Source organism: Micromonospora sp. NPDC007230 (genome assembly GCF_042869115.1).
In the GTDB taxonomy this organism is placed as follows: domain Bacteria; phylum Actinomycetota; class Actinomycetes; order Mycobacteriales; family Micromonosporaceae; genus Micromonospora.
Genome location: NZ_JBIAFE010000011.1, coordinates 182,123 through 197,182, shown reverse-complemented (window position 1 = coordinate 197,182; position 15,060 = coordinate 182,123). Strand labels below are relative to the sequence as shown.

Sequence of the window (15,060 nt, the reverse complement as noted above, 5' to 3'; positions counted from 1 at the left end):
GCTCTCATGTATCGGGTCAGCGACGTGATGACCAAGCAGGTGGTCTACCTGCCGGCCGAGACCATGCTGGACGAGGCGGCCAGAGTGATGAAGGAGTCGGACATCGGCGATGTGGTCGTCACCGACGGGGCGACCCTCGCCGGCATGCTGACCGACCGCGACATCGTGGTCCGGGCGGTCGCCGAGCGGGCCAACCCGGCGACCACCACCATCGGGTCGGTCATCACCCGCGAGGTGGTGATGATCGAGCAGCACGCCACGGCGGCCGAGGCGGCCGCCCTGATGCGGGAGCGCAACATCCGGCGGGTGCTGGTCTGCGACAGCGACCGGAAGCTGGTCGGCATCGTCAGCCTCGGCGACCTGGCCATGCAGCTCGACCCGAACTCCGCCCTCAGCGACATCAGCGAGGCCGCCCCGAACATGTGAGCGGAGGGGCCCGTTGACGCCTCCGGTAGTGGAGAAGCCCTCTCCACCCCTCCCGACGGCGGCGACCCGGCCGGCGTACGGCCGGCGGTAGCCTGGCGGAATGCCCGAGATGCCGAGCAAGCTGGCCGAGATCGTCGACGAGTTCGCCGCCGCGCCCCGCGACGTGGTGCTGGAGATGCTCCTCGAGTATGCCGACGTCATCCCGCCGCTGCCGGAGGGCATGGACCGGGAGGGCATGGAGCAGGTGCCCGAGTGCCAGACGCCGTTCTTCCTGCGGGCCCAGGTCCAGCCGGACGACACGGTGATCACCTGGTTCGACTGCCCGCCCGAGGCACCGACCACCCGCGCGTTCGCCGGCATCCTGGCCGAGGGGCTGGCCGGGGCGACCGCCGACGAGGTGCTGGCCGTGCCGGACGACCTCTACCAGCGGATGGGGCTGGCCCAGGCGATCAGCCCGCTGCGGGTACGCGGCGGCACGGCGGTCCTGGCCCGGCTCAAGCGTCAGGTCCGGGAACAGAATTCCTGATCGACGGGTTGTTCCCGGGCATGGAGATCGAGATCTACGCCGACGTCGTGTGCCCGTGGTGCTGGATCGGCAAGCGCCGGCTGGAGCAGGCGCTGGCGTCGTACGACGGTGAGGTGACCGTCCGATTCCGGCCGTTCCAGCTCGACCCGACGCCGGTGACCGAGCCGAAGCCGCTGGTCGAGGCACTGGCCGCGAAGTTCGGCGGCCGGGAGCGGGCCGAGGGGATGTTCACCCACGTGACCCAGGTCGCCGCCGGCGTGGGGCTCGACCTGCACTTCGACCGCGCGGTGCACGCCAACACCTTCGAGGCGCACCGGTTGATCCGGTTCGCCACCGAGCGGGGCCGCGCCGCCGAGCTGGTCGAGGCCCTCTACCAGGCGCACTTCACCGACGGGGTGGACGTGGGCTCGACCGACGCGCTGGTCAAGGTCGCCGCCGGGGTGGGCCTGGACGAGGCCGAGACCCGGGACTACCTGGAGTCGAACCTGGGCCGGCGCGAGGTGGCCACCGACCTGACCGAGGCGCGCCAGCTCGGGGTCTCCAGCGTGCCGACCTTCGTGCTGGCCGGGAAGTATGCCGTCACCGGCGCCCAGGAGCCGGAGACCCTGCTCGCCGCCCTGCGCGAGGTCGAGCAGCGCGAGTCGAGTGAGTGACCCTCATCGATCTTGTTCCACGTGGAACAAGATCGATGATGTTGAATACCTAAGCCGGTCTGGCCAGGTCCTCCACCACCGCCGCCCCGGGCAGCACGCCGAGTGCCGGCCCGGGCAGCGCGATCTTGCTGTGCCGTACGCCGGATCCGATGATCACGTGCGGCATCGCGACCACCCGCGAGTCGACCAGGATCGGCCACTCCTCCGGCAGGCCGATCGGGGTGATCCCGCCGTACTCCATCCCGGTCAACTCGACCGCGTCGGCCATCGGCGCGAAGCTCGCCTTGCGGACGTCGAGCATCCGGCGGACCACGCCGTTCACGTCGGCCCGAGTGGTGGCCAGCACCACGCAGGCCGCGTACCGGGTCTCGCCACCCCGCTTGCCGGCGACCACCACACAGTTCGCCGACTCCTCGAGCCCCACCTCGTACGCGGCGCAGAACGCGGCCATGTCGGCCAGCTCCGCGTCGATCGGGGCGACCAGCACGTCATCGACGTCCACCGACGCCTCACCCGGCCACCGCTCGACCGCGGCGGCGACCGGCGGTGCCAGCAGGTCCAGCCGGGTACGGGCCGGCTCTGTCTTCAGCGTCCCCATCACGGCTGCGATCCTCGCATCCGTGGCGGGGTTCCCGCTCACTGACCTGCCGCCGTGCCCGCCTGTCGGGAGACGCCCGCCGGTCGGGAAACCGGTCCGACGCGCCGGTACCGGCCGGCCCGGGACCAGCGTCAGTTGTTGGAGAGGAAGGCGTTCTCGCGGGCGAAATCGCGGTCCTGGGCGGAAGCGAGATGCGCCCGCTGCAGCACCTCGGGCCGATGCGCCTCGACGTCCTCCATGCCGTGCCGGACACCCAGCCGGACCACGCCATAGAGGAAGACGAAACCGAACACGTACAGGATCACCGTGGTGACGAAGACCAGCATGCGGCCACGGTAAGGCGAACGTGAGCGGCCGAAGGTTTCATCTTCGACCGGTTCCCCCATACGTGTCAGCGAGGTGATCGGCCCAGGTCCGGGTGCCGGTCGGGGTGGCGGTGGTGGTGAGCCCGCCGGAGCGCAGGGCCCGGCCCAGCCGCCCCGGGATCCGTATCCGCAGCAGCGGGCGGTGGGAGCGGCGGGCCGCCCGCCACGTGCGGACCGCCTCGTCGAAGCGGAGCACCTGCGGGCCGCCGTACTCCTCGACCGCGTACGACGGGCCGGCGGCCAGCATCCCTGCGAGCCGGGCCGCCACGTCGGCCGGGTCGACCGGCTGGGCCAGCACCGCCGGGTCCCCGATCACCGGGCCGAGCCGGCCGGCAGCGCACAGCAACTCCTCCAGGAACTCCGGGAACTGGGTCGCCCGCAGGATGCTCCACGGCACCGGCCCGGCCGTCACCACCTGCTCGGCGGCGAGCTTGTGCCGGTAGTAGCCGAACGGCACCCGGTCGACGCCCACAATCGAGACGAACACGAGATGCCCAACGCCGGCCTGACCAACCGCCTCCACCAGCCGCCTGGTGCCGAGCACGTCGACCTCGTGGGTACGCCGGGCCGGCGAGGACGCCAGGTGCAGCACCGCCTCCACACCGGCGACCGCCGCCGACAGCCCCTCGCCGGTGGCGAGATCGGCCGCCACCCACTCCACGGTGGAGTCCTCACGCGGATGCCGGCTCACCGCCCGCACGGCGAACCCGTCGCCCCGCAGGTGCGGCAGCACCGCCCGCCCGAGCCGCCCGCTCGCCCCGGTGACCAGCACCCGCATCGCCCGCTCCTCTCCCGGCACACCCCCACGCAGGCCGACGGCGCGCGCGTACCGCTCAACGGACGGGACGGCCGCGCGGTTCGTGACAGCCGAGCGCCCACCTCCGCCGGCTCGGCCGGCTGCGGCGGGCCCTCGGTGCGCTGCTGGCCCGGCGGGTCAGGCCGCCGGACGTACCACCACCCGGGCGGCGATCAGCACACCGAGCAGCCCGCAGCCGGCCGCCACGGCCAGGGTGGCGGCGTAGCTCGCCGGACCGGGGGCCGGGCCCGCGGCCAGCACCGCGCCGGTCAGCGCCAGCACGGTGGCCGCGGCGAGTGAGTCGCCCAGTTGCAGGGCGGAACTGTTGCGCCCCTGCTCGCCGGGGGCGGAGAGCTCCAGGGTGAGCACCGACAGGGACGGGTAGAGCAGGCCCATGCCGAGTCCGGCGACGGCCCAGCCGAGCACCGCGACCGCCACCGGCACCCCCGGCAGGACGGCCGACGCGACGGTGGCCGTACCGAGGGCGACGCAACCCAGCCCGGTCCGGGGCAGGGTGGCGGCCGAGCGCGGCGCGGCGATCCGGCCCTGCAGCCACGAGCCCACCGACCAGGAGAGCGCGCCGACGGTCAGCACCAGGCCCGCCGCGGTCGGTGAGAAGCCGCGTTCCCGGGACAGCATCAGCGGGATGACCACCTCCGCGCCGGCGAACGCCGCCGAGGCGAGCCCACGCAGGCCGATCACCGTCGGCAGGCCCCGCCCGGCGCGCAGGAAGCCGGCCGGCAGCAGGCGCGGGGCGCAGACCAGCAGGCCGGCCAGCGCCACCGCCACCAGCGCCCCGCCGAGCACGCCGCGCTGCTGCCCCCCGTGATGCAGCAGCGCGGCGCTCGCCCCCGCCCCGCAGGCCCAGCCGATCCGGGCCAGGGCCCCGGCCGGCGGCCGGACCGGGACCCGAGCGCCGAGCGCCCGCAGCCCGGGCTGGATCAGCAGCACCGCCGGCACCGCGACGGCCGGCACCGCGAGGAAGACCCAGCGCCAGCCCAGGTGCTCGACGATCAGGCCGGCCAGCGCCGGGCCGACCAGCGACGGCACGACCCAGGCCGCGGCGAACGCGGCGAAGACCCGCCGCCGCAGCTCCTCCGGGTACGCCTGCCCGACGATCACGTAGAGCGCCACCGACAGCAGACCCGAGCCGAAGCCCTGCACCACCCGGCCGACGACGAGCAACCCCATGGTCGGGGCGGCCCCCGCGACGACCAGCCCCGCCACGAACCAGGCCACCCCGTGCCACATCGGGGCGCGCGGCCCACGCGCGTCGCACCAGATCCCCGAGACCACCATCGCCACCACACCGGAGGCGAACGGGCCGCCGAAGGCCAGCGCGTACAGGGTGAGCCCGTCGAGGCTGCGGGCGACGGTGGGCATCGCGGTGCCGACCGCCAGGGCCTCGAACGCCAGCAGCGACACCAGGGCGACGCTGCCCACGGTCATCGCCCGCAATCGCGGGGAGTACAGGTGCGCGGGTGGGGCCGCCGGCGCGGCGGTGGCGGTCACCGGCGGCCCGGCGTACGTGCGGTCGACATGGGATCAAGCCTGCGACCTCAACCCGGATTGAGGTCAACGGTGACACCGGTCTCGTCAGGCCGACTCCAGCGCCTCGCCGACACCCTTCGCCACCCCGGACAGGTGCTGGTCGGCCAGCAGGTGCCCGGCGGTGATAACCAGGGCGATCGGCCACTCGATCACCTGGAGCGCGGCGAGCACGCCCAGCCCCGCGTAGTAGGCGAGCTTGTCGGGCGGCGGCACCGCCACCTCGCCCAGCACCGGAATCTCCACCCGCCGGTTGTACTTCCTGACCATCTCGCACGCCCCGCCGAGATGACGCGTCACTGCGCTCATTCCGCCTCCCCGGATCCGACGACCACATCGATGTCCGACCAGGCATTCCACCGGCGACCCGGTCCATGCCCCACGCAGCCGGGAAACTTCCCTCGCTCAGGGGGCATAACGGACGCGACGCCGGGAAGTCGGGGCCGCCGGGGACGAGGGGTACGGGAGGCGAGATGGCGTACGGCTGGCGCGGCGGCGGGAGCACCGGGGAGCGCGGCCGGCGGCTCGGCCGTACGCCTCGATGACCTCGCTGGGCCGGTACGCCGGCCTCCTGCTAGCGCCGGACGCCGTCGCGCGGGTCGCCCGTACCGTCGTCGGGGCCGTGCCGGACGCAGCCCGGACGGTCGGGTCGGCCCTGCCGCAAGCGGTGCCGGGAGCGGCCCGGGCAGGCGGAGCCGCCGTGCCGCGCGGCGTCGCCGAGGCGGCGGGCAAGGTGGGCCACGGAGCCGCCCGGCTGGCCCAGCTGGCCGGACTGAGCAAGCGTCGGGTCTGGACCCGGGACGGCCGGCACCACATCGAGGTGCACGGCGTGTGCCAGGACGGCGCGAACAAGCTGGCCCGGCAGGTCGAGGAGGCGCTGGAGCGGCTGCCCGGGGTGGCCTGGGCCCGGGTCAACGCGCCCTCCGGCCGGGTGGTGGTGGCGGTCGAGGAGCCGAAGCCGAGGCTGCGCGACCTGATCGCCACGGTGGCGCATACCGAGCGGGTCTGCCCGTACGAGCCGGACCCGGAGATCCCCCCGCCGCACCCGGCCGAGGAGGGCCCACGTACGCCCCGGACCTTGGGCGGTCTGGTCTCGGACGCGCTCGGCCTGACCATCTCCGCGGCCACCCGGATCCTGCCGTTCACCCCGGTCCCCGGCGAGGTGGCCGGCTTCCTCGCCGCGATCGACCTGCACCCGAAACTGCACGCCCTGGCCGACCGGGGGCTGCGCGCCGACCCCCGCGCCGACGTGCTGTTCCCGCTCGCCGAGGCGGTGGTGCAGGGCCTCACCGGCGGCTGGACCGGGATAGTGCTGGACGGCGCGCAACGGGTGGTGCAGTGGGGCGAGGCGCGGGCCCAGCTCTCCGCCTGGACCAAGGCCGAACCGAGGCTGACCGGCGACCCGGAGCGGGCGGTGGCCCGGGTGCCCAAGGGTGAGCGCCCCCGTCCGATCCCCGAGGGCCCGGCCGAACGGTACGTGAAGCGGGTGCTCGCCGCGGGTGCGGCGGCCGGCGCGGCGGCGGTGCCCGTGGTGGGCCCGAAGCGGGCCGCCTCGCTGGCCCTGTCCGCGCTGCCCAAGGCGCCGAACAACGGACGCGAGGGGTACGCGGCCCAGCTCGGCCGGATGCTGGCCCGGCGCGGCGTGATCGCCATGGACCGCAGCGTGCTGCGCAAGCTGGACGGCATCGACACGGTGGTCTTGGACAGCGCGATCCTCGGCTCGGACCGGGGCGTGCTCGCCGACCTGGCGCCGCTGGCGGGGGCCGACACCGGGCAGGTGGCCGCCCGGGCGTTCGCCCTCTTCGACCCGGAGTCCCCGGACGCCGTACAGGAGGCCGACGGCTGGCGGCTCGGGCCGCTGGACCGGATCGACGCTCGCGACCCCGGGGACACCCCGGACCGACGCCGGCTCACCGAGCACGGCGGGCTGCTGCTCGGCCTCGCGGACGGCGACACGCTCGCCGCCGTGCTCCGAGTGGATCCGGAACCCGCGCCCGGGGTCGACGCCCTGCCCACCGCCGCCCGCCAGGCGGGCCTGCGCCTCGTGGTGGCCGCGGACGACGACGAGCGGTACGGCTTCGCCGACGCCGTGGTGCCCGGCGGCGACCAGCTCGTCGACTCGGTACGCGCCCTCCAACGAGACGGTGCGGTGGTCATGCTCATCTCCGGTGACCGCGCCGCACTCAGTGCCGCCGACTGCTCCCTCGGCGTCTCCGCCCCGGAAGCTCTCCCGCCCTGGGGCGCCCACCTGCTGGTCGGCGACGATCTGCGGATCCCCGCACTGTTGATCGACGCGGCCGGGGTGGCCCGCCGGATGACCGGGCAGAACATCCGGATCTCGATGGCCGGCAGCGGGCTCGGGGCGCTGGGCGCGCTCACCGCCGACCCGACGCTGCTGCCGGGCCGGACCCTCGCCGCGGTGAACGCCGCCGGCGCGCTCGCCTTCGGGCACGGCGTGTGGCGGGCCCGCCGGCTGCCGGACCGGACCCGCACGCCGGTGCCCGCGCTGACCGCCTGGCACCTGATGCCGGTGGAGACCGTCCTCGACCAGTTGGGCACCCGCCCGGCCGGGTTGGCCAGTGCGGAGGCGGGCCGCCGGCGGCGGGCTGTCGCCGGGGACCACGCGGGCCCGGCCGGTCTGCTGAAGGTGTTCGTGGACGAGCTGGCGAACCCGCTCACCCCGGTGCTCGCCGCCGGGGCGGTGCTCTCCGCCGCGTTCGGCTCGCTGGTCGACGCGGCCCTGGTCGGCGGGGTGGTCGGCGGCTCGGCGCTGATCGGCGCGGTGCACCAGCGCAACACCGAGCGGTCCCTGGCCGACCTGCTGTCCCGCACCGCGGTGACCGCGCGGGTGTTCCGCGACGGCGTCGAGCAGGTGGTGCCGGCAGAGGAGCTGGTGGCAGGGGACGTGGTCGCGATCGGCCCCGGCGACGCGGTCCCGGCGGACTGCCGGGTGCTCAGCTCGGACGGGCTGGAAGCCGACGAGTCATCCCTGACCGGCGAGTCGCTGCCGGTGAGCAAGACCGCCGAACCGGTGGTGGCGGCGGCCGTCGCCGAGCGGCGCTCCATGCTGTACGAAGGCACTACCGTCGCGGCCGGCCGGGGCACCGCCGTGGTGGTGGCGACCGGCGAGGAGACCGAGGCCGGGCGCAGTCTCGCCCTGGCCCGGGAGGCCCCGCCGCCCAGCGGGGTGGAGGCGCGGCTCGGGAAGCTGACCAGTGCCGCCGTACCGCTGGCGGCCGGCTCGGCGATCGCGGTGGCCGGGGCGGGACTGCTCCGGGGCGTACCCCTGGCGGAGACGGCGGCGACCGCCGCGAACCTGGCCGTCGCCTCGGTGCCGGAGGGACTGCCGTTCCTGGTCAGCGCCGCGCAGCTGGCAGCAGCCCGGCGGCTGGCCGAGCACGGCGCGCTGGTCCGCAACCCGCGGACCATCGAGGCGCTGGGCCGGGTGGACGTGCTCTGCTTCGACAAGACCGGCACCCTCACCGAGGGGAAGCTGCTGCTCGCCGGGGTGGGTGACGGCACCGGCGACCGGTACGCGCCACCGGACCGGCTGGACGAGCCGCTGCGACTGACCCTGGCCGCGGCGCTGCGGGCCACTCCGGCGGCGGCCGACCCGGACGAGCTGCCCCAGCAGACCGACCGGGCGGTACGCCGGGGTGCGGACACCGCCGACGTGGTCGAGCGGACCGGCGCGGCGGACTGGACGGCCGTGGGCGGGTTGCCGTTCGAGCCGTCCCGCGGCTACCACGCCACCATCGGCCGGACCCCGGACGGCCTGCTGCTCAGCGTCAAGGGGGCACCCGAGTCGGTGGTGCCGCGCTGCGCGGCGCGGCGGACCGCCGGGGGTGACCAGCCGCTGGACGAGGCGGGCCGGAACGCGCTGCACGCGATGCTCGCCGAGCGGGCCGCGGCCGGAAACCGCATCCTCGCCGTCGCCGAGTGCCCGGTGGGCAGCGAGTCGGTGACCGACGAGCACGTCGAGGGGTTGGTCTTCGTCGGCTTCCTGGCGCTCGCCGACGGGGTGCGGGAGAGCGCGAAGCCCGCGGTCCGGCGGATCCGGCAGGCCGGCGTGCACACCATCATGATCACCGGCGACCACCCGGCGACCGCCGAGGCGATCGCCGCGACCATCAGCCCCGCCGACGGCGGTCAGCGGGTGGTCACCGCGACCGACCTGGACCGGCTCGACGACGAGGCGCTGGCCGAGCGGCTCATGGCGACCGACGTGGTGGCCCGCTGCACCCCGGCGCACAAGGTCCGAATCATCCAGGCGCTTCAGCGCCGCGGCCGGACCGTGGCGATGACCGGGGACGGCGCCAACGACGCTCCGGCGATCCGGCTGGCCGACGTGGGCATCGCGCTGGGCCAGCGCGGCACCCCGGCGGCTCGCGCCGCCGCCGACCTGGTGGTCACCGACGACCGGCTGGAAACGATCATCTCCACCCTGGTGGAGGGGCGGGCGATGTGGTCGTCGGTCCGCCACGCGCTGAGCATCCTGGTCGGCGGCAACCTCGGCGAGATCGCGTTCAGCGTGCTGACCGCCGCCGCCACCGGCCGGTCCGCGCTGACCGGACGACAACTGCTGCTGGTCAACCTGCTCACCGACCTGGCGCCCGCGCTGGCCATCGCGGTCCGCCCGCCGGCCGCCCACGGTGCCGACCACCTGCTGCGGGAAGGGCCGGACACCTCACTCGGCGCGACGATGACCCGGGAGATCGGGCTGCGGGCGAGCGCCACCACGCTGGGCGCGACCGCCGGCTGGAGCCTGGCCCGGTGGACCGGCAGCCAACGCACGGCCGGCACCGTCGCGCTGGCCTCGCTCGTGGGCACGCAACTCGGCCAGACCGTGCTGGCCGGCGGCACCAGCCCCACCGTGCTGGCGTCCACCGCCGCCTCCATCGGCGTCCTGGTCGCGGTGGTGCAGACGCCCGGGGTCAGCCAGTTCTTCGGCTGCACCCCGCTCGGCCCGGTGAGCTGGACGATCGCCGCCGGCTCCGCGCTCGGCGCGACCTTCGCCAACGGCGCGCTCACCCGGCTGGTCGACCGCCTCCCGCAGCACGGCAGTCATGCCCGGTAATGCCATCGACCGTCGTCGCCGACGGTCACTAGAGTGCCGCCATGTCCTCGCCCCGCCTCGAGAAGATCACGCCGGACAACGTCCTGGCCGCCTGCGCCATCGCGATCCGACCCGACCAGGAGGGCCTGGTCGCGCCGGTCGCCCGATCGCTCGCCGAGGCGTACGCCCAGCCGGCGGTCGCCTGGCCACGGCTGATCATCGACGGCGACCGTCCGATGGGCTTCCTGATGGGCTTCCTCGACGTGCCGTGGCGTCCCGACGACGATCCGACCGACGTCCGCTCGGGGCTCTGGCGGCTCAACATCGCCGCCGATGAGCAGGGCAAGGGGTACGGGCGGTTCGCCGTCCAGGCGCTGGCGGAGGAACTCCGCCAGCGCGGCTGCACCAGGCTGACCGTCACCTGGGTGCCGGGCGACCACGGCCCGGAGCGCTTCTACCGGCAGCTGGGCTTCCGGTTGACCGGTGAGACGAGCGGCGACCAGGTGGTCGGCGAGCTGGACCTGTGACGGTCAGTGCCAGGTGGCGGCGGCGCGCCGCAACCGGTCGTTGATCGCCCGCCCCACGCCGACCTCGGGGACCGGCTCGGCGACGATCTCGGTCACCCCGGCCGCGTCGAGCCGGTGCAGTGCGTCGAAGAGCCGCGCGGCCGCCGCGGTCAGCTCACCCTCGGGCGACAGCACCTCCACCGCCGCCCACCCGGCGGCCGTCGGGCGTTCCCGGAAGGCCAGGAAACCCCGCCGGCCGCCGTCCCCCGGCGCCGACTCCGCCGTCCCCAACCGCAACGGGGTACGCGGGGCGTAGTGCGCGGCCAGCGTCCCGGGTGCCACCGGCTGCCCCGAACTGCCCGGCCGTATCTCGACCGGCCCAACCGCCTCGACCAGCGCCTCGACCGGCAGCGCACCCAGCCGAAGCACCACCGGGCGCTCGCCGCGGGCGTCCACGATCGTCGACTCGATCCCGCACCGGGTGGGCCCGCCGTCCAGCACCACGTCCACCGCGTCGCCCAGCCCGGCCACCACGTGCTCGGCCCGGGTCGGGCTGAGCTGCCCGAACCGGTTGGCGCTGGGCGCGGCCACCGGCACCCCGGCGGCAGCGATCAGCGCGCGGGCGGACGGCTCGTCCGGCACCCGGACCGCCATGGTGTCCAGGCCTGAGGTGACAATCGACGGGATCGCCGCCGGCCGGTCCACGATCAGGGTGAGCGGGCCGGGCCAGAAGCGCTCGACCAGCGCGGCGACCGCCGGTGGCACCGCACCGACCAGGCCGGCCAGGTCGGCGGCGTCGGCCAGGTGGCTGATCAGCGGGTCGAAGCTGGGCCGGGCCTTCGCCTCGAAGATGCGGGCGGCCGCCCGGGCGTCGAGCGCGTTCGCGCCCAGCCCGTAGACCGTCTCGGTGGGAAAGGCGACCAGCCCACCGGCTCGCAGGACGGAGGCGGCCTCGGCGATGCCGCTGTCGGCCGGCAGGACGCGCGGGGATCCGGTGCTCACGCCCCGACGCTAGCCTGCCGCCGGAGGCGGGTCGCGCCGGGTCGACCGAGCCGTTGCCGTCGGCCCCGAAACCGGGTTGTCCGGCTCGGCGGAACCACCCAGGATGTTCGCCATGGCCCGGGTGAAGATGCACGCCGACGAGGTGGAGACCGACCTCGCCCTCGTCCGCCGGCTGGTCGCTGGGCAGTTCCCGCATTGGGCCGACCTGGCGATCCGGCTGGTCCCCTCGTACGGGACGGACCACGACATCTACCGGCTCGGCGCGGATCTGGTGGTCCGGCTGCCCCGGATCGGCTGGGCCACCGAGCAGGCGGCGCGGGAGGCCGAGTGGCTGCCCCGGCTGGCCCCGCACCTCCCGCTCGCCCTGCCGGTGCCACTCGTGCGGGGACGCCCCGCCGAGGGCTACCCGTTCGACTGGTCGGTGTACGAGTGGCTGCCCGGCGAGAACGCCAACGGCACCCTCGCCGACCTGGACCAGGCGGCGGTCGACCTCGCCGCGTTCATCACCGCGCTGCGGGGAATCGACACCACCGGCGCGTACCCCCGGAAGCCCGGCAGCCGGGGCAGCGACCTGGCCGATTTCGACGACGGCGTACGCCGGTCGGTGGCGCAGCTCGGCGACCGCGTCGACGGCGCCGCGACGCTGCGCGCCTGGCAGGAGTCGCTGGACGCCCCGACGTGGGACGGGCCGGGCGTATGGGTGCACGGGGACCTGCTGCCCGGCAACCTGCTGGTCGTGGCCGGCCGCCTCTCCGCCGTCATCGACTTCGGCGGGCTCAACGTCGGCGACCCGGCCTGCGACCTGCAACCGGCCTGGAACGTCTTCGCCGGTCGCAGCCGGGAACGGTTCCGCACCGAACTGGACGTGGACGACGCCTCCTGGCTGCGCGGCCGCGGCTGGGCCCTGCTCCAGGCGGCGAACGCGTTGCCGTACTACTGGGACACCAACCCGGGGATCGTCCGTCAGGCGTCGCGCGCGCTGGCCGAGGTCCTCGCCGACGCCACCCGCTGACCGGATCCCCTCGGTCACTCACCTGGTCACCGCCGCCCGGTGACAGGTTCTCGCCGCCTCCTCGCTGCCCTAGCGGTGCCGAATCCTCGACGCACAGCCCACGTCGTCGTTGTGTGGCGAGATGGGCCTAGCATTCACCGTAGGCACCTGCTAATTTTTGTTGGCATGTGCAGGGTTACGTTATGAGCAGCCCGGTCCCCACCGGCGATGATCTGGTGCGGGTGATGGCCACGTTGGCCAACCCACACAGGTTGCGGGTTGTCGCGGCACTGGCCCGTGGACGGAACTACGTAAGCCAGCTGGCCCGGGAGCTGGGCATCAGCCGAGCACTGCTGCAGGTGCATCTGCGCAAGCTGGAGAAAGCCGGCCTGGTGTCGGCACACCTTGAGCTGTCGGAAGACGGGAAGGCAATGAAGTTCTACGAGGTCAACCAGTTCGATCTCCGGCTGACACCGGACCTTGTCGAGGCCGCCGCGCAAACGCTGAGCCTTCCGCAACCAAACGATACCGATGAGGAAAAGGAAGCACGGGCATGAATGCGAACGACTGGGTGGAAGTGGTCGGGGCCATCGGCCTCTTCGCCCTGGTCATCACCGTGGTCACCGTGGTCATCGTGCAGGTGGCGACCACGCTGCGGGCGAGGGCCACGCTAAGCCGGGAGACCGAATACAAGACGCTCGCCCAGACGGTGGCCCAGGCTCAGGAAAACACCGAACGCCACCTCGCCGAGCTCGGCCAACGCCTGGCGGCGATGGAGTCCCGGATGGCATCCCTCGAACGGCTTCTCAAAGAGGTCGAGTAGCGGTTCCGATCGAGTAGGGCTGCCAGGCTCCCGGGCCCGAGCCCTGGGCCGTCGAGCGCCAACTCGACGGCCCAGGAAGAAGAAGCATCACCTCGCCCACCGGGCGAGTTCTCAGCGCAACGCTCCCTCAGTGAAAGGACAGCATTTCATGCTGTGGAAAGGCAACCTGCCCCGACGAGATGCGCCAACGCGGACCGGCACCTGGGGGACGGCACTCGCGACGGTCGGCATGGTGGTGATCGGCATGGTGGCAGCCGCCGCGCCCCCCTCCGCCGCGAGCGCAACGACAGCCCAGACAGCAGCCATCGACTGGCGGCCGTGTGCCCGGGACGCCGCCGCCCAGTGTGGCACCGTATCTGTGCCGATCGACTGGAACCACCCGAACGGACCAAAGTTGGACCTGGCGCTGGCCCGCCGTACCGCGAAGGATCCGGCCACCCGGGTGGGAACCCTCATCTTCGGCCCCGGTGGGCCCGGAGACTCCGGCGTGAGCCGCGTGGTAAACGGCATCAGCCGATTCAGCCCCGAGATCCAGCGCCGTTTCGACATCGTCAGTTTCGACCCACGCGGGGTCGGCGCCAGCAGTCCGGTCCGCTGTTCTACTGCTCTGCTCAACGAGCGGCCCGCGCCGGTACTGAAGAGCCAGGCCGACTTCAACGCCACCGTGGCGTACAACCAGCGACTGTGGGCGGACTGCCGGGCGAAGACTGGACCAGTCTTCGACCATGTCGACACGCTCAGTATGGTCCGGGATCTGGACGCCATCCGGGCCGCGCTGGGTGAGGCGAAGCTGAGCTTCCACGGCAGCTCATACGGCACGCTGCTCGGCGAGCGGTACGTCGAACTCTTCCCACACCGGGTCAGGGCGACGGTGCTGGAGAGCGTCGTGGACCACAGCCTCGGCACCCGCGCCTTCCTGAACACCCAGACCGCCGCAGCACAGGACTCGTTCGACGCGTTCGTGTCGTGGTGCGACCGCACCGAGCGCTGCGCCCTGCACGGGCAGGACGTTCACGCGATCTGGGCCGACCTGCTCGACCGCTCCTCTCGAGGAGAGGTGCCGGACCCGAAGAACCCCTCAGCCACGCTGACCCCGTACGCCCTGAGCGGCTTTCTCGCACCGCGGGCGCTCTACGAACCCGACTTCGCCGGACTGGCCGAGACCATCAGCAGGCTGAGCACCGCGCAGTCGGGCCAGGCGGCTCCCGCGAAGGCCGCCGCCTCGACCACACCCGAGGCGCAGACCAGCGCGAACCCGTTGGCGATCTTCTGCCAGGACTGGAGCCTGCCGATCCGGAACTACCAGGAATACGCCGTACGCATCAAGGAGATGGCCCGAATCGGGACCGACCTGCGGTATCCGCAGGCGCTGGCGGTGGTCGAGTCGTGCCTCGGCACGCCCACGGTCGACAACCCACAGCGCCGGCTGCGGCTCCGTACGGACCAGCCGCTCCTACTGATCAACTCTTTGTACGACCCTGCCACCGGGTACAACTGGGCCACGAACGTGGCCCGGCAGCTCGGCCGGCACGGAGTGCTTCTCACCTACGAGGGCGCTGGTCACGGCATCTACAACGCCACGGAGTGCACGAGGGGGACGGTCGACCGTTACCTGATCGACCTGGCCGTGCCCGCCCCGGGCACCAGCTGCCCAGCTACCGAGCCCGTGCCGACCGCCGCCGGATAGTCGACGGATGACAACTCTGTTGCCGGGGCTTCTCGCCCCGGCAACAGATCACGGGAAGAGCTGTCTGGGCACTTCACGATCCG

At 73.7% G+C, this 15,060-nt stretch carries 15 protein-coding genes; 9 read left to right on the top strand and 6 right to left on the bottom strand.

The features are described 5' to 3' along the window. Positions 1-6 precede the first annotated feature (6 nt). The 3 genes from ACFYML_RS18035 (at position 7) to ACFYML_RS18025 (ending at position 1,605) form a co-directional block, all read left to right on the top strand. Positions 7-426, top strand: coding sequence for a CBS domain-containing protein (locus ACFYML_RS18035; protein ID WP_387421665.1), 420 nt, complete (start codon positions 7-9; stop codon positions 424-426). 100 nt (positions 427-526) lie between these two features. Then, positions 527-952 carry a SufE family protein gene (locus ACFYML_RS18030; RefSeq protein WP_387421664.1) on the top strand — a complete coding sequence of 142 codons (426 nt, stop codon included), beginning with the start codon at positions 527-529 and terminating at the stop codon, positions 950-952. A gap of 20 nt (positions 953-972) precedes the next feature. After that, the gene (locus tag ACFYML_RS18025; protein ID WP_387421663.1) at positions 973-1,605 is read left to right on the top strand and encodes a DsbA family protein; all 633 of its coding nucleotides are present in this window, start codon (positions 973-975) and stop codon (positions 1,603-1,605) included. 49 nt (positions 1,606-1,654) lie between these two features. Here the strand turns inward: ACFYML_RS18025 and ACFYML_RS18020 are convergent, their stop codons facing one another. From ACFYML_RS18020 to ACFYML_RS18000, 5 genes are all read right to left on the bottom strand, one after another. Beyond that, a complete protein-coding gene (locus tag ACFYML_RS18020; protein WP_387421729.1) occupies positions 1,655-2,203 on the bottom strand; it encodes a YbaK/EbsC family protein in 549 nt (182 codons plus the stop codon). 131 nt (positions 2,204-2,334) lie between these two features. Then, positions 2,335-2,529 (bottom strand): hypothetical protein, encoded by a 195-nt coding sequence (locus tag ACFYML_RS18015; protein ID WP_073836945.1) that lies wholly within the window; start codon positions 2,527-2,529, stop codon positions 2,335-2,337. 37 nt (positions 2,530-2,566) lie between these two features. Then, the gene (locus ACFYML_RS18010) at positions 2,567-3,346 is read right to left on the bottom strand and encodes an SDR family oxidoreductase (protein ID WP_387421662.1); all 780 of its coding nucleotides are present in this window, start codon (positions 3,344-3,346) and stop codon (positions 2,567-2,569) included. 156 nt (positions 3,347-3,502) lie between these two features. Beyond that, positions 3,503-4,876 carry an MFS transporter gene (locus tag ACFYML_RS18005; protein WP_387421661.1) on the bottom strand — a complete coding sequence of 458 codons (1,374 nt, stop codon included), beginning with the start codon at positions 4,874-4,876 and terminating at the stop codon, positions 3,503-3,505. 84 nt (positions 4,877-4,960) lie between these two features. Further along, positions 4,961-5,221, bottom strand: a complete 261-nt coding sequence (locus tag ACFYML_RS18000) for a hypothetical protein (RefSeq protein ID WP_073836948.1) — start codon at positions 5,219-5,221, stop codon at positions 4,961-4,963. A 232-nt stretch (positions 5,222-5,453) separates the two neighbouring features. On the opposite strand from ACFYML_RS18000, the gene ACFYML_RS17995 reads away from it, so the two are divergent. Next, positions 5,454-9,989 (top strand): HAD-IC family P-type ATPase, encoded by a 4,536-nt coding sequence (locus tag ACFYML_RS17995; RefSeq protein WP_387421660.1) that lies wholly within the window; start codon positions 5,454-5,456, stop codon positions 9,987-9,989. A 41-nt stretch (positions 9,990-10,030) separates the two neighbouring features. Beyond that, positions 10,031-10,495, top strand: coding sequence for a GNAT family N-acetyltransferase (locus ACFYML_RS17990; RefSeq protein ID WP_387421659.1), 465 nt, complete (start codon positions 10,031-10,033; stop codon positions 10,493-10,495). A gap of 3 nt (positions 10,496-10,498) precedes the next feature. Here the strand turns inward: ACFYML_RS17990 and ACFYML_RS17985 are convergent, their stop codons facing one another. Beyond that, a complete protein-coding gene (locus tag ACFYML_RS17985; RefSeq protein ID WP_387421728.1) occupies positions 10,499-11,452 on the bottom strand; it encodes an L-threonylcarbamoyladenylate synthase in 954 nt (317 codons plus the stop codon). Positions 11,453-11,588: 136 nt separating this feature from the next. Here ACFYML_RS17985 and ACFYML_RS17980 point away from each other — a divergent pair, with 136 nt between their 5' ends. From ACFYML_RS17980 to ACFYML_RS17965, 4 genes are all read left to right on the top strand, one after another. Next, positions 11,589-12,488 (top strand): aminoglycoside phosphotransferase family protein, encoded by a 900-nt coding sequence (locus ACFYML_RS17980; protein WP_387421658.1) that lies wholly within the window; start codon positions 11,589-11,591, stop codon positions 12,486-12,488. 182 nt (positions 12,489-12,670) lie between these two features. Further along, positions 12,671-13,024 (top strand): ArsR/SmtB family transcription factor, encoded by a 354-nt coding sequence (locus ACFYML_RS17975; protein WP_387421657.1) that lies wholly within the window; start codon positions 12,671-12,673, stop codon positions 13,022-13,024. Further along, positions 13,021-13,290: a hypothetical protein gene (locus tag ACFYML_RS17970; protein ID WP_387421656.1), complete on the top strand. Its 270-nt coding sequence runs from the start codon at positions 13,021-13,023 to the stop codon at positions 13,288-13,290. The genes ACFYML_RS17975 and ACFYML_RS17970 overlap by 4 nt, the downstream gene beginning before the upstream one ends. A 487-nt stretch (positions 13,291-13,777) precedes the next feature. After that, positions 13,778-14,977 (top strand): alpha/beta hydrolase, encoded by a 1,200-nt coding sequence (locus ACFYML_RS17965; protein ID WP_387421655.1) that lies wholly within the window; start codon positions 13,778-13,780, stop codon positions 14,975-14,977. Positions 14,978-15,060: the final 83 nt, after the last annotated feature.